Annotated in this window: 11 protein-coding genes; all 11 read right to left on the bottom strand. The window is 35.5% G+C overall.

From position 1 onward, the window contains the following. Positions 1–124: 124 nt before the first annotated feature. A complete protein-coding gene (locus ACFO3N_RS16140) occupies positions 125–1,528 on the bottom strand; it encodes a glycoside hydrolase family 140 protein (RefSeq protein WP_379799349.1) in 1,404 nt (467 codons plus the stop codon). A gap of 269 nt (positions 1,529–1,797) precedes the next feature. Next, complete coding sequence (locus ACFO3N_RS16135) at positions 1,798–4,953, bottom strand: DUF6298 domain-containing protein (protein ID WP_379799347.1); 3,156 nt, start codon at positions 4,951–4,953, stop codon at positions 1,798–1,800. Between the two features lie 180 nt (positions 4,954–5,133). Then, positions 5,134–6,840: a polysaccharide lyase gene (locus ACFO3N_RS16130; RefSeq protein ID WP_379799345.1), complete on the bottom strand. Its 1,707-nt coding sequence runs from the start codon at positions 6,838–6,840 to the stop codon at positions 5,134–5,136. 55 nt (positions 6,841–6,895) lie between these two features. After that, positions 6,896–7,585, bottom strand: coding sequence for a DUF3826 domain-containing protein (locus tag ACFO3N_RS16125; RefSeq protein WP_379799343.1), 690 nt, complete (start codon positions 7,583–7,585; stop codon positions 6,896–6,898). Positions 7,586–7,870: 285 nt separating this feature from the next. Continuing rightward, entirely contained in the window at positions 7,871–9,583 is a 1,713-nt protein-coding gene (locus ACFO3N_RS16120) for a polysaccharide lyase (protein WP_379799341.1), read from the bottom strand. A gap of 101 nt (positions 9,584–9,684) precedes the next feature. Then, a complete protein-coding gene (locus ACFO3N_RS16115; RefSeq protein WP_379799338.1) occupies positions 9,685–11,661 on the bottom strand; it encodes a RagB/SusD family nutrient uptake outer membrane protein in 1,977 nt (658 codons plus the stop codon). Positions 11,662–11,679: 18 nt separating this feature from the next. Further along, entirely contained in the window at positions 11,680–15,072 is a 3,393-nt protein-coding gene (locus ACFO3N_RS16110; protein ID WP_379799335.1) for a SusC/RagA family TonB-linked outer membrane protein, read from the bottom strand. 667 nt (positions 15,073–15,739) lie between these two features. Further along, entirely contained in the window at positions 15,740–16,522 is a 783-nt protein-coding gene (locus ACFO3N_RS16105) for a rhamnogalacturonan acetylesterase (protein WP_379799333.1), read from the bottom strand. 4 nt (positions 16,523–16,526) lie between these two features. Next, on the bottom strand, positions 16,527–17,513 hold the full coding sequence (locus tag ACFO3N_RS16100; RefSeq protein WP_379799331.1) for a pectinesterase family protein: 987 nt from the start codon (positions 17,511–17,513) through the stop codon (positions 16,527–16,529). A gap of 221 nt (positions 17,514–17,734) precedes the next feature. Next, the gene (locus ACFO3N_RS16095; RefSeq protein WP_379799329.1) at positions 17,735–19,753 is read right to left on the bottom strand and encodes an aceric acid hydrolase; all 2,019 of its coding nucleotides are present in this window, start codon (positions 19,751–19,753) and stop codon (positions 17,735–17,737) included. Positions 19,754–19,986: 233 nt separating this feature from the next. After that, positions 19,987–22,446, bottom strand: coding sequence for a pectate lyase family protein (locus ACFO3N_RS16090; RefSeq protein ID WP_379799327.1), 2,460 nt, complete (start codon positions 22,444–22,446; stop codon positions 19,987–19,989). Positions 22,447–22,459: the final 13 nt, after the last annotated feature.

Genomic DNA, 22,459 nt, shown 5'->3' with positions numbered 1-22,459 from the left:
GTGAAATATTTTATTCTCATTTTGTGTCACCCTGAGCGAAGTCGAAGGGCGCATGCAATATCAAACAATATGTTCAATAGTTGCGGTCCTTAGACTTCGCTCAGGAAGACATACTAGACTTTTTTTACTTTGACTTCAAAATTAAAACCCAGTCATTACCATCTTCTTTTTTTCCTTCTGGCTGAAAATTTTGAGTTCCTTTGTTATCAAATATTCCGATTTTAGTTTTCTTTCCATTTCTTGGATTGTACCAAGTCGCTTCGAATTTATCGCCAGCAATTTTTCCTAGTTTTACTTCTATTATTCTTCCGTTGTAAGTGTATAATAAAGCGTATTTTTCGCCTCTTATGGCTGGAATATAATCGTATTTCTCGCCTTGGTTAACTACTAAAGAAACATCTGGAACTCCTTCTAAAAATGGCACTTCTTCCATTAATTTCTTAATATAAACCATTTGTTTTGCTCCAGGCGCATTGATGGCTGACGTCCATAATTCTTTGTTTCCGTAAGCTGGTTTATCGCCTTTTCTGAACATTTGCATTACGGCATTGTGTCCGTATGTGTAACCTGCACCGCCTGATAAAACCGACCAATATCCGTAACGACGTACATCACTTGCTGTCCATTTTGGCTGTAAAGTGTCGTGTAAACCGTGTGGAATTCCTTCGTACGATGGTTCTCCGTCAAGTGTAGGTTTCGCTGGTTTTAATTCGAAATCTCTTAGAACGAATTTGTAATTGTCTTCTTTGAAATTCGTTTTCACTGAATCCTGATCGTATCTTCTGTGTCCAGATTGGAACATATTGAAATCCAGCCATTTTTCGTTGTGGAAGTTCTCTGAAGAATCAGTTCTTCCAAAAGGATGAAAAGTCACTAACTGATTTGGATTGTTGGTTTTTAAAGTATTTCCGATGGCATTCCAGATATCTTGAAATTCATTTCCGTGTGTATCTCCACCATTTAACCAAATGATGTTGGTTCTGTTTTTATATCGATTAGCCAAGAAATGAGCGTATTCTGTCGCCTGTTCTTTGCTTACTTTATTTCCTTTTGAAACGTTGGTTCCCCAAACTGGAACCATGGCTAAATAAATTCCATTTTTTTGGGCCACGTCTAAAGTGTAATCTACGTGATCCCAATAATCGTATTGCTTTGCATCTTTGAAATCATTTCCTGCCGTAATTAAGGGTTTTGAAACGTCTTCGTTGATTAAAGCTGCATCGCCATAAACGTTAACCGCATTTATATTATGCAAAACCATTACTTGAACGACATTAAATCCTTTGTCTTTTCTGTCTTTAAAATATTTCTCTACTCCCGCTCTATCCAGTTTTCCGAATGCCAACCAACCTGTGTCACCTAACCAGAAAAATGGTTTTTCATTTTCGGTAACAAAATAATGCTGATTTTTAGATACTTTGATTTCAGGCAGAGATGCTTTTGTTTTGGCAGATTGCGAAAATCCGCTTTGTGCTGTAAACATAAAGCTTATACAAAGAGCGTATAAAGATTTAATTTTCAGATTCATTTTGGTTTGTTTTTGAATTTATGTTTCTTGGTTTGTTAGCCATGAATTCACGAATTATTTTCTATAATCTTTGTGTTTTATTTCACGCAGATTTTACTGATTTTAGCTGATTTGCGCAGATTTAAATTTTAAAAAATCTGCTTAATCTGCTTTGATCTTTTTTAAATCTGCGTGAATTTTTTTCTCTCGCAGATTTCACAGATTAAGCAGATTTAATTTTTAAAATTAAATTCGTGCAAATTCGTGCAATTCGTGGCAACTTCTTCTTTTTATTTTTTCACTACAAAAAGCACTTTTTCTTTTATTTCGACTTGAGGGATTGTGACTTGTTTTCCTCCGCTTATGTTGGCTTTTCTTGTTATATTTCCTGTTGAAGCATTGATTGCAAATACTTCAAATGTTCCTTTTTCATTTAATAAATCGATTATTATATCTTGGTCATTTTTCAAATAGAAAAGATAACTTTTTCCTTTATTTTCTAACTTCCAAAGATTGTCTGAAAACGTATTTCCTTCAACTAATTTCATTTCGCTTAAAGCGGCATAAAACTGAGGCAGTTCAATTTTCGGAATGTTTGGCAATGAAGCTCCAGCCATCAAAGCCGGCCATCCAAATCTTGAAGAACCATCTGTTGAATATAAAATGACTTTTTCAGGATATTGTTCTCGGTATTCACGAACGGCGCGATATACTTGATTATCTGTTTCTTTTCCGGTTTTTAGTTTTCTGGCGTGCTGTCTCGGTGCTAAATTTACGCCACCTTGCGGAGCGTATGCTGAACCATCTTCTTTGTAATACCAATAACGAATGTCGATTACATCAACGGTTTTATTTCTTTTAGCATCATTTAAAATAGCATCTTGAACATCTTTTGTAGCACTTAAACCAATTAAACCTTTTTTGCCTGTTTCGTCTTTCCATTTTTGAGCTTGGTCTAACCAAAATTCCATAAAATGTAGCGGACCTGTATATTCGGCGCTCGTTAACTGAATTACGTTGCTGTTTTCCTGAAAGTTCTCAAATGATTTTCTGATGAAACCTTCGTGTAATTTTCTTCTTTGTGCATTTGTAATATCATAAAACTGCTCTGCCATGAAAATACGTTTGTCTCCCGCATAAGGTGGTGGCTCAGGAAATCCTGTGCTGTTAATATTATTTGCTGAACGCCAAGGCGAACTTGCCCAATGCGCTCCGGCTTCTAAAATGTTATGCTGAAAATATTGCTGATTGATTAACAATTGTCCGTTTGGTTCTGCCAGCGTTGCAAACTGCGACAAACGGCTCCAATACCAATCGTTGAATTTTGTTAAATCGTATTTACTTAAATGATCCCAAGCGAAATCTTTTCCGCTTCTCGCGAAAGGCTGTTCGTAAAACGGAGGCCAAACATCGTCATCAATTCGGCGAACACGTTCGTGATCATCCATTCTTCTGTCATACCACAAACCATAATTGTGTTCTAAAGCAACGATATTGTTTTTAGTTAAATAATCTACTGTTTCCTGTACTTTATCGGTCAATCCATTTCCAGTTCTTCCAGGTACAAAACGAGTAATGTGTGGTGTTGATTTGTTTACAAAATCATCGGTTAAATCGCCTCTCCACCAAGCTACGTTGGTTTGTTTTCCTGCAATTACTTTTCCTTCAAAAGTTAACCAACCGTTTTCTATTGTAACTTTAGAAGTTGATTTTTCAGTTTTATTTGAAGCAACTTTTAAATCGTTTGCATTTTTTAAGCCTTTATTATTTGTATTTATCGGATTTGCTTTTGAAGCTTCTGCAATCAATTCTTGTAAACTTTTTGCCGTTGTAGCAGCGTTTTTAGTCAATTCTGCAGCAACTTCTACACTCGGACTTGAAGAAGTTTCTGAACCTAAATCATAGATAAAAGGCTGAATTGGAAGTTTTCCTAATCTGGCTTCTAGTTGTGTGTAGAATAAACTTCTTGGACTGATATGTTCGTTTACGTTTTTCCAATGTGCGTTTCCTCCAAATTGTCCCCAAACTCCAAAAGCCCAGTTTTGTGCTGTTGGCGGACTATAACATTCTACTTTTGATGCCGATGATTCCCAGATTACAGAATTCGCAGCTGTCCATCCTGCTCCTCTTCCGCCTTGTTCTCTGTTATTATAACTTAGTGCTTTTCCGTCGATATTGGCAATATCAAATAATACTCCTGTTGCCCAGCTTCCGATTGCTCCGCTGTTTTCGAATGGTAAATGTGATTCGCATTGTACGAACACATTTGGACCAGTTGTTCCGAATCCGCCTACAGCGAAATCATGATATCCAAATTCGGAGTAACAACGCTGAAATAAAGTCTGCTGACCTTCGGTATAAAAAGTATGCCTTCTGAATGAAGCGATTTCTGAAATTGGTTCTGTGGCAATACAATCTTCAACTGTAATTTGCTGACTTGTTTTTAAAATCGTAACAGCTCCGCCTGCAAAGTGTTTGAAATTAACTTGTTTTACCCAAGCATTTCTGGTGTTTTCAATGCTGATAGCCTGCCATCTATGTTCTTCGTCTTTTAAATTTGAAGGATTGTAGGTTGATTTTATTAATATGTTTTCAATTCCGTTATTTTCAATTCTTCCCTGCCAAGAATAAACAGTTACTTTTGAAGTTCCGAAAACATCATCTAAAGACATTGTGATTGGAGCATTTACCGTTACTTCGTTTCCGTTGATTTTGATTACAACACGATTCCAAGTTGTCGTCCAATCTCCTTTTTTCCAGCCAATCCAAGAAGTTTCTCCGCCGAAATCCTGCATGTTTACTTCTTTAATGAAATTATCCGTTAGAGGTTTGCTGATTTCGATTTCGTCGCCAACTTTTAATTTTGATGTATTTTTTAATTGGATTTTCTGCGTTCCAAGTGGCGTGTAAGCGTTTACGAATTCAAATGAATCTTTGTACACTTTATCATTTTCACCCAAAATTCTAATTAAAGCTTCTCTTTCTAATCCGGTTCCTAAAAGTACAGTTCCGTTTTCGGTATTACCGCTTCCTCTTAAAACAACTCCCGATTTTCTAATGTATAATGTTCCGCTGATTTTGAAAGTTCCTTTGTCTAACAAAACGGCTCCACGAAAACCTAATTTATCTGGTTTTAACGCACTTACATAATCAATTGCCTTTTGGATTTTCTGCGTTGCATCTTCTTCTTGCTGCGAAACAAAAATTTTGTTATCCAAATTTGGAATGGCAACTTCGGAGTTTCGATATCCTGCAAAAGAAAAATCTGGGATTTGATTTCCTTGACTATCTGTAGTGAAAGAAAGTTTTCCTTCTTTGGTTTTGATGATATCTGGGAAATTGTTTTGGGCTTTTCCAATATTTGTTGCTAAAAACAAAACGGAGCAAAACAAAAATAGATTCTTATTTTGAAGAGAAATTATATTTTTTAGCTGATTGAAGTTCACTTTAAAATATTTTTTGTTGTGATTTATCCTAACAGGTTTTAAAAACCTGTTAGGTATTATTTTTTAGATCTTACATCTTCGAAATTAAGTGTAATCTAAATTTCTTAAAAATACCTAACAGGTTTTGGAAACCTGTTAGGATACGTGAAATTATATTCTATAGGCAATAAATTTAGGACTTTATTGTAACAATCCTTTCAACTTAGCTAATGTATCCGTATTATTTTCAATTTTCGTCCAGTCTGTTTTGCTGTTTGGATCTATACCGTTAAAATATTTTTCGATGTTGGTGTATCCGTCTCCGTTTGCATCTTTATTAGCATCTGAAGCATCGTTTGGATTTAAACCGTATTTTTTCTCCCAAGCATCTGGAATTCCATCATTATCCGAATCTTTATAGGCTTTTCCTTTGTAAGTTGGATATCCGCCAACTTGGTCTGGATGCGTTATAATTCCTTTTTTATATGAGTCAGCTGGTAATCTTCTTTTGATATATTCTTTTCCGATTGAATTTTCTAAACCGTCTTTTACTTCGATTTTTCCTGTGCGGACCTGTTTGATGATTCTTTCGTCAACGGCATCTCTTTTTGGTAAAGTTGCTCCAACATTCGTCAAAACAAAATCATAAGCTTCTTCTGCCGACATGATATTAAATTTTGGCATTGAGAATGGTTTTGGCTGTTTTATTGCTGCTAAAAATGCTGCCGTTTCTGCTTCTGGAAGGTTTTCCAATTGCACACCACCATTCCAATTGTCAGCTGTCACCTCAGGAGAACCAACAATAAAGTTTCCTGAAACATATGCCCTTCCGTATTGTTTTGGCTCAATATATCCAGATTCAGGTTTTACAATTCTATGCGAAATAGGCTCGTTTACAGGAGTTATTGGCCCTGGTTTAAAATAATTGTTGATGATATTTAACATTGAACGATAATCACCTCCGTCAAGTGTACGATTCCACCAATTGAATACTACGTTATTCACAAAATTAAAGTCGCCATACATTCCGATAGAAGCATTTCTAGAAATGTTATCCGCCCATAAATTGCGCATAAAAGTACTATTTAATCCGCCGATTGTACTTCCAAAAGCATGGTTATAGGTATCTAAACCTTCTGATGAAATAGTGTTTTGAATGGTGATATTACAAGCAGGTAATTTTTCCAGTTTAGATTTTGCATTAGCTGCAAATTGATGTCTGTATAACGAAATATTTTCATCTAATCCCCAGCTTACTGAGCAGTGATCTACAATAATATTTCCCATTGGATTTCCGCCCAAAGCATCGTCTCTTCTTGTTACCTCAGTTGCACCACGTCTAAAACGCATGTGTCTAATGATAACGTCATGTGTGTCGATTTCTAAAGTTTCTCCGGCAATACAAATTCCGTCACCCGGAGCAGTTTGCCCCGCAATGGTTACGTAAGGCGCACGCATGCTAATTCTTTTTTTCAATTGAATAATCCCCGAAACATTGAAAACAATAGTTCTTGCTCCAACTGCTTCGCAGGCTTCACGAAAAGTTCCTTTTCCGCTGTCTTCTAAACTCGTAATTACAAATATTTTTCCGCCACGACCTCCCTGTGTATATGCGCCACCACCTTCAGCACCTGGAAAAGCAGGAATATCCGCCAAAACAAAATCTTTTGGATAAGATGCCCAAGGTAAATACGGTTTTCCTTGTTTTGCCTCTTCTTTGATGATGTGAAGATTGGCATTCCAAATTTCGCTCAGCCTTTTTTCTTCATCAGCCAAAATAGCATCTGCTTTTTCCTGAACAGGTTTTGGAATTACAGGATATTGCGCATATGCCGATGACACAAGAGAACAAAATGACAACGCCATAAATGTTCTTTTTAAAGTATGGTTTGGGAAAATATTTTGCATTGAATTGTGTGTGGTTGTAGTTAAAAGTTGTAATAGAAAGTTTTAAAGGAGAAAATTATTCTTTTGCAGTAGAATCTTTTACTTTATTCTTCTCTCTTTGCTCAACACGTTCGTGCCAATCTTTACTTTCTTTATTAAGATCGTAACCTTGTTTTGATAAATAGTTATTGATTCTTCCTTTATATTTACCAAACCAGCCGTGCTTTTCTTTAGATGAACCTGCGTCCATTGCATGTTCTCTAGCTTCAACTAAAGCTTTATAGATGTAGTCTTTTTGTTCTGCTGTTAAATTTGGAAGCATGTCATTGTAACCTGCAACTGTTATTGGAAGCACGCCATAAGTCATTCCGTCTTTAACCTCAGTAATTTTATCTTCTGATAATTCTTTACTTAATTTTTTGATGTAAGATTTATGCAGTTTTGCAATTGATTCGTCTGCTTTTGTTTTCAGTTTATCAATCTTTTCGTTTTGCTTTTCTTTAGCTAAAGAAGTATCTTCTTTTACTTTTTTTATTTCAGCATCTCTTCCGTCCTGAATTTCAGTTAAATCTCTGAATTGCTGTGCGATAATATTTGAAACTGCTTTCTCTTTTGCTTCGTTTTTCAAATCTAATTTGGTAACGATTTTTGCAGCTCTTTCGTTGGTAACCTTTACATATTCAGGATCTAAATGCTGTTGTGCATTTAAACTTGAAAATGCAAAAACCAGCGATAATAAACCAGCGTTTAATTTATTTAGTGCCATTGTCTTTATTTTTTTAGTTATTTTTTTAACTCAATCATAAGGCCAACGGCCTTTAAGCAAAACCATAGGATAAAATCCTATGAATTACAAACAAATCATATAGCAAAGCCCTGAAAGGGCGCAAGCCTTTGTCTATATTTCATTAATTGCTTTCGCCCTTTCAGGGCTTTTTTCTTTCATTACTTTATACATAGGACGTTGTCCTATATTAGTGCTTTGAGCCTTTCAGGCTCTTTTTAAAAACATTCCTGCTTCTTAAAACAGGAATGTTTTCAAAAATTGTTCCTATTTTAAATCTAATAAAGGTCTAACTAATGTTTCTTTATTATTAGTCAAATCTTTCCAGTCTACTTTTATCGCAGGATTTACACCGTTGATGTAATCTTCGATATTGGTATATCCATCTCCATTTAAATCTCCTTGCGCATCAGATGGATCATTCGGATTTAAACCGTATTTTTTCTCCCATGCATCTGGCATTCCGTCTTTGTCAGTATCTACATAAGGTTTTCCTTTGTATTCTGGATATCCTCCAACTTGAGAAATATCAGTGATGATTCCTTTTTTATACGAATCCATCGGTAAACGTCTGTGTTCGAATTGGTAGAAAGTCTTTTTCTCTAATCCTTTTGCATATTCTGGAACTCCAGTTTTTACAGTTCTTACGATTCTTTCGTCTACTTTATCTCTTATTGGTAAAGTTGCTCCCACATTTTTAAGAACAAATTCATATGCTTCGTCTGCTTTCATGAATGGACGGAACCATGGCATTGGAAAAGGTTTAGCTGCTTTCATTTTAGCAAAATATTCTTTTGCTTCATCGTAAGTCATTAATTCGCCTTTTTTATTTTCAAGCTGAATACCGCCGTCCCAATTATCTTTAGTCACTTTTTCGTTTCCGTCAATAATATTTCCGTTTACGTAAGCTCTTCCGAAAACCACATATGGCAATTTACTTCTTCCCGATTCTGGTTTTAAAATTCTATAGCTGATTGGCTGAGTTAAATCGGTTACAGGTCCTGGTTTGTAGAAGTTGTTGATGATGTTGTAATTAGCAGTATAATCTCCACCATCTGTAGATCTATTGTACCAGTTGAAAACTACGTTATTTACAAAATTGAAAATTCCATTCCAACCGATAGAAGGGTTTCTTCCTGCATTGTTAGCCCACATATTTCTCATGAAAGAGCAATTTTCTCCACCTAAAGTACTTCCGAAAGCGTGATTGTAAGTATCCAAAGCTTCTCCGAATAAACTGTTTTGGATCGTAATATTTACCGTTCCCACTTTAATATCTGGGTAACCTGGTCCAGGATTGTACATGTGTCTGTAGATTGACATATTTTCGTCTAATCCCCAAGTTGCAGAAACGTGGTCGATCATGATGTTTCCAACAGGATTTCCTCCAATAGCATCATCACGACGTCCTACAAAAGTTTCTCCACGACGGAAACGTACGTGTCTGATAATTACATCATGCGTATCAATCCAAGTTGATTCTCCTGCAATACAAATTCCATCTCCAGGAGCTGTCTGTCCTGCAATTGTAATGTAAGGCGCACGTATAATCAACGGACTTTTTAATCTGATAATTCCAGCAACATTAAATACCACTATTCTCGCTCCTCCTTGCTCGCAGGCTTCACGTAAAGTACCTGGTCCACGGTCTTCTAGACTTGTTACCGTATAAACTTTTCCGCCACGACCTCCAAATGTGTACATTCCACCACCTTCAGCACCTGGAAAAGCAGGGATTTCTGCCTGAGGTAAATCGGTCGGTCTTGCTGCCCACGGGATATAAGGTTTTCCTTGTTTTGCTTCTTCTTCAATAACAACTAAAGCTTTTGTCCAAGCTTCATCAGAAAGTCTTTGAGCTTCTTCTTTAATTGCTTTTTCTTGAGCCTGAACTTCTGGACTTATCTTCGGATATTGTGCAAAACATTTTGCACTTCCTAAAAAAAGCAGAGATGATGCGATAAATAATGCGGAATTTTTCATGTTAATTTGTAGTTGTGGTAATTCTTTTTAAACAAATCACCTGTATCTTTTGACGAATACAGGTGAAAAGCTTTGTAATATATCTGTTTTTTAATAAAAATCTATTCTTGATAATTGAAAGTGCCTAGTCCACCAAAGTTATCATTCCATCCAATGGTTTGTAATAGCCACGGATTTGCAGTTAAAGCCGTTGTATTTAAACCATTAATATAATAGTTAGGATTGAATTTGATATTAACTGGCGCTCCATTAAAGTTATCCATAGGCGTAACTAATGCTGTACGGATAAAGTTTGTATTATAAAATGTTGCCAATGTTGCTAATTGAGCTTGGAAATTTGCCGCATCTGGATCTGCTACTACATTTGCACGAGCACTAGCCAAAGGATCTGTAGTTGCTGAAGATGTTGAAACTCTATATTGTAAAAAGTTACCAGTACGTTTTGTTCCGTTAATTGGTGTTAAACCCAATTTACTTACAGTACCTCCTGTAACTCCAGGTAATACTTCATTATCATATAACATCCATCTTTGAACATCCCAAAAACGTTTTCCTTCGTAAGCCAATTCTACTCTACGCTCATATAAAACAGCTTCAATTGCTTGATACTTATCTGAAAGTGTTCCAATTCCGTAATTGTTTGCTGAAGGAATACCAACACGATTTCTAATTCTTCCTAAATAAGCTATAGTGTTACTAGTTTGACCTAAAGCAGCATAACATTCTGCAATGTTTAATAATAATTCAGCATAGCGGTATTCAAAAATATCTGTACCAGAATACTGGAAGTTTGTTTCTTTACTAGCCGCAGTATTCGTCATTTTTCTTACGAATGCTGGACTTGATATTGCAGTATTTCCATCTGAAAACCCTGCTTTATTTGAACCATCTAACCAACGGTAAGCCCAAAGAACACTATTTGGAGTTTCTTTGCTTCCCCATTTTGAACCAGAGAAGGCAAAAGTTCTGTAAAATCTAGGATCTCTATTTACGAAGAAAGTAAAATCATTGTAACCGTTTGCTGCAGTTGGTCTACTACCATTTGCCATCGGGAATAAATCAATCATTTCTTTTGGAGCAGCAACTCCTCCACCTGTTCCACCTAAACTCAATAAACGGATTCCTTTTTCCCAAGAGTTATTAATTGCTTGAGAAGTAACACCAAATCCGCAAAGTTGTACTGTGATTGCTTCTGAACAGAAAGCGTTATCAATCAAGAACATTTGTTCCCATTGTTTTGCAGTGCTTCCATATAATCCGTAACCATCGGCAGTCAATTGAGCTTCTGCTTCCAATCCTGCTTTCAAAGCCGCTTCCCAACGTTCGTTTGAACCGTCCCAATTTTTATTAAATAAAGGGCTTGCAAATGTTAAAAGTACTCTAGATTTCTGAGCCATCGCAGCTCCTTTAGTAAAACGTCCGTAAGCTGCAGCTCCCCAGTTACTAGGTAATAAACTTGCTGCCATGTCTAAATCGCTAACGATTTGCGCTACAACTTCAGAAACTTTTGCTCTAGGCAATTGTATTGAAGCATCAGTAGCCGATGCATCTTGAACAGTTGTTACAATAGGAACTCCTCCATAAACACGCATTAGATCAAAGTACTGCATAGCACGCATATAATACATCTGTCCTTTTGCTTGGTCACGAAATGTTTTATCCAAATTAGAACCTTTTACATCAATGTCTTCTAAAAAGGCATTACACTCTCTAATTCTGTTGTATGGATGGTTATTGATACTAGTTGCCAATTTAGCTCCATAATAACCACTTGCATCAGCAGAGTTTATAAGTGTTTTGTTTGGATTGATAAAATCTTGTGTTCCACCTAACTCTTCTGTCAATCTTGAATTTGCATCTGTATAAGAACCAATAATTGTAGCAGTTGGCGACTTATAAGCATTATAGAAATCATAATATTGATTGTCTACATAGGCTTGTGCACGCTCTTGGGTTTGGTAGAATGTATCATCGTAAAAGCCATAACCTTTCTTATCCTTTAGAAAATCATCACTACAAGAAGCAGCACCTACAGCAAGCAATAGTGATAGTGTTATATATTTAAATGGTGTTTTCATAGTTTCTTTTAATTTTGATTAGAATGATACGTTAAAATTAAGCGACCAAGTTCTAAGTGTAGGATAATTTACAGAAGAATTATCATACATATTTCTATAATGATCTGGATAAGGATTGTATAAATCCCAAAGATTATTACCTGTTACTCCCAATGTTATAGCAGCAATTTTTGTATCTGCAAAAACTTTCTTAGGGATGTCATAGTTAAGACTTAAGTTTCTAACAAAACAACGGAAAGTGTTTAGCTGCCAGAAATCTGATGGGCTAGACATATAGGTCCATTGTGCTACATTTGGATATTTACCATTTGGATTATCCTCAGCATCATACATATCTCTCCAGAAACTCTCGCGAGACCACATATTGTTTGCAGATGATGTACCTTGATTTACTAAGTCTACAAAATTAGCTCCTCCCCAAGAAGTTGAAATTTGAGTTCTCAAAGAGAATCCATCATATTTAAATCCTAAATTGGTTGTAAAACCATAAGTTCTACTGCTGTTAGCCAATTTCACATAATCATTCTCTTTCATGATTTGTCCGTCTGCTGGTGCTAATGTTCCATCTGGATTAAGTTGTCCAGCAACATCTTGATAAGCTAAAGATCCTTTTCTCATTCCAGAAACAGAGTTGATATCAAAATATCTTGGCACTCCTCCAACTGCTGTAGCACGTTCTGTTAAATATGCCCAGTAATTTGCAATATCTTCATCTGTACGTAAAATACCATCTCCTGTAGAAGTTCCTTTCCAAACTGCAAATCCCCATACTGGATTAAATGATGAATATCCTACACGTGTCGTATTACTTGACGGAACAAGATTTCCTTGATCTGGATATTTTTTGATTTCATTATTATTGTAGCTAAAGTTGATTCCAACATTGTAACTCATGTTACTTTTTATCTTATCACTCCAGTTAATAGCAAATTCATGTCCCCATGCGTCAATTTGACCATAGTTTTGTTCAGCATAAGCTCCTCCTACAGAAATTGGCACACCTACAGCACTGCTCATATCTGTTAACATATCTGTATTTTTATCGTAATAAAAATCATAAGTAAAGTTTAATCTGTTTTTCAACAAATTAATATCAACTCCAACGTTGTTTTTTATAGTAGTGTCCCATGTTACATTTCTATTTGGATTTACTCTAGGAGTCAAACCATTTCCATTAAATCCACCACCACTCGTTGCTGTACCAGGTCCAAACTGAAAACCTTTGTCTACGATAAGATCATAATATTGCTCCCATCTCCAAGGCTGAATATTATCTTTTCCTGTTTTACCAATAGAGTAACGAATTTTAAAGAAGTCAACCCAAGGCAATCCTTTTTCAAACCAATTTTCTTTAGACATTACCCAACCCACTTGAACAGATGGGAAAGTTCCCCAATAATTCTCTGGTGCAAATTTTGTTGAAGCATCACTACGTAAAATAAACTGGAATAAATATTTTTGTTTAAAGCTATAATTTAAACGTCCAAAATAAGACAATGTTCCTCCTTCAACTTTTGTAGCCTGGCTATTAGAAAGGCTTAATGTACCAGCTGTACGATAATCTCCTAAATAATCTTTACCTGTTTGCTCATAAGCCAAACGTGTAAATGTATTGTATACTTCAGAAGCTTCACCACCTACCATGGCTCCAATTTGATGATCTCCAAAAGTTCTGTCATAGTTGATCATGAAATCTCCTTGAGTACTTTTACCGTCTGTATTGTTATAATACACTCTGGAGTTTCTTACATTCGTCTCTAAAATATAACTACCTGTTGGATTTGTTGTTGCATTATAAAAACTAGGATTAGCAGCACTTGCTAAGTGTTTGTCTTGAAGTTGATAATCTCTAATTCTAACTAGATCATAAGGCAATTGAATTTGCTCTGTGTAAGCAGAACTTTGATTTCTAGAATACGTAACTTTGAAAGATAATCCTTTAACTGCAGCCAATTTATAATTTAAGGAAGCATTTACATTGAATGTATTATCATCAGTAACTTGATGTGAACCATTATTTAAATTGGCAAAATAGTTCCACCCTGCAATATTATTATTTGCATTCGCGCTTCCAAAGTTTTTGTTTGAGTTAGGAAATGGAGAAACATAATAATTTTTACCATCTACATTTGTTTGCCAAGGCACATGTTGCGGCATGTGTAACAAGAATCCGTAATCTGCTTGTTCTCCACCTGCAGCAGAAGCATAACTACCATCACTAATATTTGATGATGCTTTAGTGAATGATTTATCAACCGTTCCAACGTTTCCAGAAACAGAAGCAGAAAAATCTAAATTCTTAGCAATTTTCGCATTGATACCTGTACGGAAGTTCCATTTATCATACTTTTGATTTCCTAAATTTGCATCTTGTGTCAAATAAGTTGCACCAGCAAAATAGGTAATATCTTCGGTACCTCCACTCACATTAAAAGAGTGTTTTTGCTGAATAGCTGGTTTCCAAGCTTCTTTTAACCAGTTATAATTTAAGCCTTTCATTTGCTCCAATTCTGCATCCGAATAGATAGTAGCTGGATCAATAACAGCAGGCGCTGCTACTCTAGATTTAAAAAATCTGTTGCTAAAAACTCCAAATTCGTAAGCATCCAATACTTTACTGTGGCTCACTGCATCATTTATTGCAAATTGGCTATTGTATGAAAACTTTGCTTTACCAGCTTTACCACGTTTTGTTTTTACAACAATTGCTCCTTGTGAAGCACGCGAACCGTAAATTGCAGCAGAACCATCTTTTAATACCGTAATACTTTCAATCTCAGAAGGATCTAATCTGTTGAATTGCTCTAATGTAGGCTTACCATTACTTGGATCAACCTGAATCATATCATCAATAATGATTAAAGGTGTACTAAAACCTCCATCTTTAGATAAACTAAAAGTTTGACGGATTTGAACAGATCCTGCATCCCCAGGACGACCAGTACCACTAGTAACAGTAACACCAGGAACTAATCCTTTTAATGCGTCAGATAAATTGGTTACAGGTAAATCCATTAAGTCATCTGCCTTAATAGTAGCAATCGCTCCTGTAAGTTCTTTTTTCTTCTGACTACCGTAACCAACTACAACAATATTTTCTAATTGATTAAAATCGTCTTCCATTTTTGCATTAACAATAGAACGATTATTAAGAGGAATTTCTATTTTCTTCATTCCGATAAAAGAAAATACTAATGTCCCTCCGCTTTTAACTTTAATTTGATACTTTCCATTGTAATCTGTTGTCACTGAATTTTTGGTAGATTTTTCAGTTACGTTAACTCCAGGTAATAGTCCACCTAAATTGTCTGTAACGGTTCCCGTTACTGTAACTTGATTTTGAGCATAACTCAATACACTCATCAGTGCAAACAAAAGAAAACTACATCTTTTTATAAGTGCTTGTTTCATAAATGTTTTTTTTGGTTAGGTTATTAATTGTTAGTTAGTCATGTTTAATGCGCCTCTTCTCTTAACAAAATTTTTCTTAATGGGATCTTAAATTAATTTTATTAAATGTTTAAAACACATTTATTTTAATATTCCAAAAATATGACGATGACACATTAGAACCGTCCTGCTCTATCCTGTTTTAATCATGTTATTTCAAAAAAAAACACTCAAAAAAAACAATATTAATAAAAAACGAATGGAAAAAATAGACGAACCCAAATATTTAAGACAAATGTTTGCTTATAACAAAATTTAAAAACTCATTTTGACTAAAAAACAATAAGATTGTTATCAAAAATAAACATATAGTATATATTCTGCAAAACTAATTACTATCACTGCTGATAGATAATAGCTTAGAAAATACTAATTTTTACGAAAACGATAGAGATAAATACTATAAGTATATTTTTTTAGATTAAAAAGCTTACAAAAACAAATAAAGGATAGCTACAGGATACTCAAAAAAAATCCTTAATTTATTTTACTAAAAAAAAATATTTTTAAAAGTAAATTCTGACCAACAAATTGCAAATAGCTTTTTTTTTGATTTTTGTGATGAATGGAAAGCACAAAAAAGCCCGCTAAATCCAATCATTAGCGGGCTTACCTTATTTTTATAAACCTATAATTTCTTCATTGCATTAAAAACCAATCGAGCAACTTCAATTCCGCCCTGAGTTTGGAAATGTGTATTGTCCTTTTGTCCCTCAGGAAAAGCAGGAAACTTACCCGCTTCAAAATTCATAAAGTAATTTGTAGTGACATATTCTTGGCCTTTTGAAGAGAAGAAATTCATCGAAAGTTCATTCAGATCAATGTATTTTACATTCAATTCCTTTGCAACCTCAATAACCGCTTGCGGATATTCGCCATGAACATTACTTAATTTCCCATCTTTCCAAGGGTAATTTCTAGCAACTGGAGTAAGCACAATTGGTGTTGCGCCTTTTTCTTTGGTCTGATTAATAAAAAGTCGAAGAAACTCTTTGTAACCTTCAATATTTACATAACGTTCTGTTTTCTCTACAGAAGCATCATTATGACCAAACTGCATCATGACAACATCTCCTTTTTGAAGTGATTGGTAAACCGAAGCCCAGCGCCCTTCCTGAAAAAAAGTCCTCGTGCTTCTACCCCCTTTTGCACGGTCATCTACTTTTACTTCTTTGGCAGAACCTAAAACATTAGAAACCAATTTTAAACTGTCTTTTTGAAAAAAAGGCTGAAAAACCTGTCCCCAACCAACCTGCGGAAACTTTTTAGTTTGATAATTTTCTTCTAACGAATAATCGGCAACTGTAGAATCTCCTATTAAATAAATGGTCGTTACCTTCGACTTAAAACTAAAAGCGCTCAGTATTAAAACTGAACATAATGTTATTGCATAAAATCTAAATTTCTTCATGAGTTTATTTTTTTGGATTCCATCCGTTAAAAACTAAATCTATATTATATTTCTGTACATCCTCTTTTTTTAACTGATGCGACCAAGAAACACGCTGAAACAACTCTTTGGCACTCGAACCTTTACTTCCAAATTCTGCATAATAAGCAGTTTTATCTTTATCAGGAAATCGAGTATCAATCCAAGCATTCCAACCTTCTGGAATAATGTGCGAACCTAAATCAGTATTAATGAAAACAGTCTGTGCATAAGGTCTCCAAGGTCTTCCCAGAAATACTTTATCTACCGATTTGTCTTTTGCGGTAAGCTTACAATCAACAAAAACAAAACCGTAAGCTTGCCCCTGCGGAGTTGAAGCCGCTGTAATATAGGAATTGACTAAACTTTCGATAGTACATTTATAAAAATAAGCCGTAGCAGCACCGAAGATAAAATCGGTTGTACCATTAATAAAACAGTTTTCAAAATAAGTTCGGGTATTTCCTTCCGACAAATAAAGTGTATCCTGATTGGCTAAAAGATTACAATTTTTAACAATAATTCTATCTCCCTTAATATGAAGTGCCACTGCTTGCCCTACTCTTCCTGCTGTGTTCTCGACAGTAAGATTTTCAAGCGTACAATCATTTCCTTTGATCATGAAAGAATACGAAGTTCCTGTTCCAAATTCTTTTTTACCCGACGGATCTGGTTCTCGAAGTGGTTTCCCTGAATAATCATCAAATGAAATAATGGTTTTATTTCTATCTAGACCTTTTAAAGTAATAAAGGGTTTTGAAACTGGAATTTCCAATTTCTCAACATACTTTCCAGGCTTTATAGTAATTACAACTCTTTTTTCTGAATTGTCTTTGACATTATTCAACGCTTCCTGAATGGTTTTAAAATCTCCAGAACCGTCTTGTGCAACGGTTAATGCTAATTTATTATCGATCGTTTGGGCTGATAGGGAAATTGTTGTTATTAAAAATAGAGTTAGGATGTATTTCATATGTTTTTCTATTTATTTATTCATTTTGTTTTGTCATCTTGACGAAGGAAAGATCACACTAGAAACTCCGCAATCTAAATCGCCAATCTTTGTGGAGCTACGTGTGTGATTCTTCGTTCCTCAGAATGACAAACTGAACGATTAATATCTTTTACAAAAATTAAAAATCCGTTTAAATCCGCGTTTTGCCAAGGGCAATCCCTTTCATCCGCGTCCAAAAATTAATGCGACATCCAAACCGTCATTTCACCTTTTCCTTTATTTCCCCATGCAAAATACGGAATCAATTTTACTTGTACAGCATCTGCATTTTTAGAAGAAAGCGGTTTGTACAACGTTTTATTCCATGAATTATTCGAATTTATAACCGCTTCTGCATCAATGCTTATTAAATTTCGATTATTCAATATAAAATTGTTAGTCGTAAATTTCGATTTCAAATTCAAAGCCACATCATTTACACTTATTTTAGCAGGAAGCTGATCTGATTCTAAACAATACACCAGAGGTCCCCTTTTTACAGCAACCTGATTTTTAACTTCTTCAACCAACGGATTAGCTTCCATCAATTCAACCGGCATTGGAAGATTCAATTCGATTACATCTCCTCTTTTCCATTTTTGATTTAATTTCAAGTAAGTTCCAGAAACGATTTTTTCAGTAATCTTTGCATTATTTACCGAAACTTCCGCATTCTGACTCCAACCTGGAATTCTTAAAAAGAAAGTCTGTAAATCTTTTGGAGCTTTTATAATTTTCAACGTTATTTTTCCGTCCCATGGATAATTGGTTTGTTGTTCGATTTCGATTTCTTCTCCATTTAAAGATTTTGTCTTCAACCAATTACTTCCGTATAAATTTACATACAAACCTTCTTTCGAAATATTGTAAGCATAGTTTCCAACTTCGGCAATTGTTCTGGTTACGTTTGGAGCACAACAGTTTGATAAGGCAATATAACCTTCACGCTCATTTCCCCATCTTTGGTGAAATGGTAAATCGTTAGAAACATTCAGCGGATTATTATAAAGAAATTTTTCTCCTTCTAAATCCATCCCAGAAAGTACACTGTTGTACAATGCTAATTCAACGATATCGGCATATTTGGCATCTCCCGTAATTTGAAGCATTCTCCAATTCCACAACACATTTCCAATATTAGCACAGGTTTCGGTATGAGCCGTTGCATTTGGCAATTGAAAAGGTCTTCCGTATGCCTGATGAATTTTCTGAACTACAGTTGGATCATAAGAAGTTCCGTCTGGCGAAACACCATCATATAAAGATCCACAACCACCAGTAATATACATTTTACGATAGGTTACATCATCCCAAATAGATTCTAAATTATCTAGTAATTTCTTTTCTCCCGTTTCGGCATATAAATCGGCAACTCCAGCATAAAGATAATTCGCTCTTACGGCGTGACCCATTGCAGTTGTCTGCTCTCGAAACGGAACTCTGTCCTGATTATCATCGGTTCCGTCATTTGTAGTTCCGCGAATATCAATTAGATTATTGGCTAATTCCAGATATTTCGGATTTTTAGTTGTTCTGTACATTTCGACAATTCCCATATAATGAGACGGACAAATCGCATTTCGGGCTAATTCTGGTGAAGCTTTTTTATAGAAATCATACAAGAAATCGGCAACTCCTTTTGCGATATTGAGGAAATTTGTTTTTCCGGTAGCACGATAATGAATACAAGCCGCAGTCATTAAATGTCCCATATTGTATTTCTCAAAACCTAATTGTTTTTTCACTTCTTCTGGACCTAAAGTTCCCCAGCGTTCATCGATTAAAACGGGTGTATGAATGTAACCGTCTTTGCGCTGTACTTTCGCGAAAAGCGCAATAGCTTTATCCATTTCGGCATCTAGCTTTTTATCTTTTGTAACAGCATAAGTTGCAGCCATTCCCTCAAAAATCTTGTAGAAATCGCCATCATGAAACGAAGGCCCTTTAAAAGTTCCTTTGCTTAAACCTGCTGCGATTTCGAAGTTTTTATAAGCATGCGAAATTTCATCGTTATGATACAAATCCCACATATAAGGCAATGTGTTTTTGGTTTCTACATCAAATTGTTCTTTCCAGAAACCGTTTGTCCATTTTACATCTTGCAAACCTACGCTTTGCAGTTTAGAATAAGGACTTTCTGAATTTGCAACCAAACCTTTGTTCTGCGCAAAGATTACGGTTGAAAGAAATAAAGATGATATGATGATGTTCTTTTTCATTTTGACATTAATTTTATCTGCTCGATCTGCTAAATCTGCGAGAGCTTAATTTTTCACGCAGATTTAGCAGATTGCGCTGATTTATTTTTTTCTTTTAATCTATTATAATCTCCTAATCTGTTTTTTTTCACGCAGATTTTGCAGATTTTAGCAGATACTTATTGATTTTTATTCTTTAAAAAAATCTGCACAGATCTGCCTAAATCTGCAAAATCTGCGTGAAACCTTTTTTTTTATTTAATAAAGAAATTAATGGTTCTGCTCATTGAATCTCCGTCTGCATCTTTTACCGTTAGGACGAAAGAAGCAAATCCTTTTTCAACAGTTGTAAACTGAATTTCTTTTCCTTTTAAAACTACTTTTCCATTTTTAAGATCAGAGAAAGTATAAACTGGTTTCTTTTCATAACCTTTGAAATAATCTACAGCACTTAAAGTCTTTTTCTCCCCAGAATTCACAAAATAATGAGGCTGAGCCAACCAGTCTAAATAATTATCCAACTGTGTAAATCCATCTTTATCAGTATCTTGATTTGCATCTGAGAAATCTCCAGCAGGCGAATTTTCGTTTAACCCAAAAGCTTTTTCCCACCAGTTTGGTAAACCGTCATGATCTGTGTCCCAATCTGCAGGACGAGTTTCTGAAGCAAAATTTGGCCATCCGCCTGCATCTTGTTCATTGTCAATCATACCTCCTAAACCGCTTTTGCTGCCTTTGTAGGTGAAAGTTCCTTTTAGAGTTTCACCAATAATTCGGTTGTCGTGCTTATCAAAAAACGGCTGATTCGCTCCAACATCTGAAAGTACATTTTTATAAGCCGCTTTCGCTGATTGCGTTTCTACGTAAGAAGGAAAAAACGGTTTGTCAACAAAAGTTTCATACTCCACTTTCTCTTTATTTGTTGTAGTAAATTTTCTTCCTTTATCCTGAGACTTTTCGTCAAAATAACCCGGCATAACATTTCCGTCAAAATAATAACGCTGCATACCTTTTCCAACCCCTTCATGCTGTGCATTCAGCGCCACAAAAATTGCAGTTGAAGCACCTGGTTTATAGTAATTATTTACAAAATTAACTTCGTTTGCACCGCCGTCCGTTGCTCTTTTTCCCCAATTGTACACCACATTATTTGTAATATCCAATCTTCCAGTGTAGAATCCGTCACCACTTAAACCACCGCCAATACTCCAGTTACGTCCATAATTGTGAGCCAATAAGTTATGATGAAAACTTCCGATATCGCCGCCAATTGTCGCTGCATAACCGTGCATTTTTCCAGCTTCATATTTACCATGTCCCGCAACATTTAACGCTTCAGAAATTAAAGTTCTCTGTAATGTAATGTGATGCGCTCCTCGTGAACTAAACGATTCATCAATTGTCCAGCTTATAGAGCAGTGATCGATAATACTGTGATCTGCACCCGTTAATCCCATTCCGTCGAATGTTCTGCCTCCACCGATACGCACTTTTAAAAATCTCATGACACCATCATTTCCTGTCAAACCTATTGGAGCTCTGCTAATCGTAATTCCCTCACCAGGAGCAGTTTGTCCCGCAATAGTGATATAGGGCTGATTTGCCACTAATCTAGATTCCAGTTTTATATTTCCCGAAATAGTAAAAACAATCGTTCTTGGTCCGATTTCCTGATTGATCGCATCACGTAAACTTCCTGGTCCGTCATCATTTAGATTAGTCACTTCAATTACTTTTCCGCCGCGTCCTCCAACTGCATAACGTCCGTAACCTTCAGCTCCCGGAAATGCCAATTGTGCAGGTTTAAACGACCAAACATTACCTTGAGTAACTTCACCTTTAGCATCGACTTCATCTACTCTCCAATAATAAGTTGTACCGCTATATAAATCAGAAACTGAATACGATTTCTCATTCAGTTTCCCTTTAAATTCTTTTGAAGCTTCTGTTGCGTTTTCTACGGCATTTTTATCTTCTCCAAAATACAATTTATGAGACACCACATTTTTTACCGCATCCCATTTTAGAGTCAAAGTTTTACCTACTTCAACATGTTCGTCCCTATTTTTTGGTTCAGGAGTTCTGGCCTGATTCATCAAGTTTGGTGTATCAATTTCGAAACCATTAATCACAATTTGCTTAACAACATCTGGATTAGAAGTCGGATCAATTTCAAAGCGAACGACTACATCTTTGCCTTTCTCAGCATTAAAACTAATATACGCCATTGCTGCATCTACTTTTGCATTTGCTCTCTGACTCGCATTTACCGTTTCCTGAAGTTTTCCATTTACATAGATTTTTATCGGAGAAAAAGTTTTCCCTGTAATCACATCAAAGGCATTATGAAAAGTCAAAAGAGTATGCTTTCCTGCTTTTAATCCGCTAATTTTCAATTCTAAATTTTCAGCCGTAACCAGACCGTCACTCCCCAATTTGTTATAATGTGGAGCACTCATTCCCACTTTATACCATTTTGATGTAAAGTTTCCTTTTAATTTAAATGACACATTATTAAATGATTTTTCGGCTTCTTTTCCTTCATTAATTACCCACGAATCATAACTTGGGTCATGAACTTCTTCTAGTCTTCTTTGAAAAAAGTCAAAGTCCACTTTTACGACTTGTTTATCAGTATTTGCAACTGATTGTGCTTGTCCATTTGTGGTCAAAAGCATGGACAAAACCGCAGCACTTATTAATTTCTTTATCATTATAGTTGGCAAT

It is taken from the genome of Flavobacterium chungangensis, assembly GCF_042654045.1.
GTDB lineage: Bacteria > Bacteroidota > Bacteroidia > Flavobacteriales > Flavobacteriaceae > Flavobacterium > Flavobacterium chungangensis.
The sequence above is the reverse complement of the archived record's forward strand: the minus strand, read 5'-3'. Positions and strand labels throughout refer to the sequence as shown.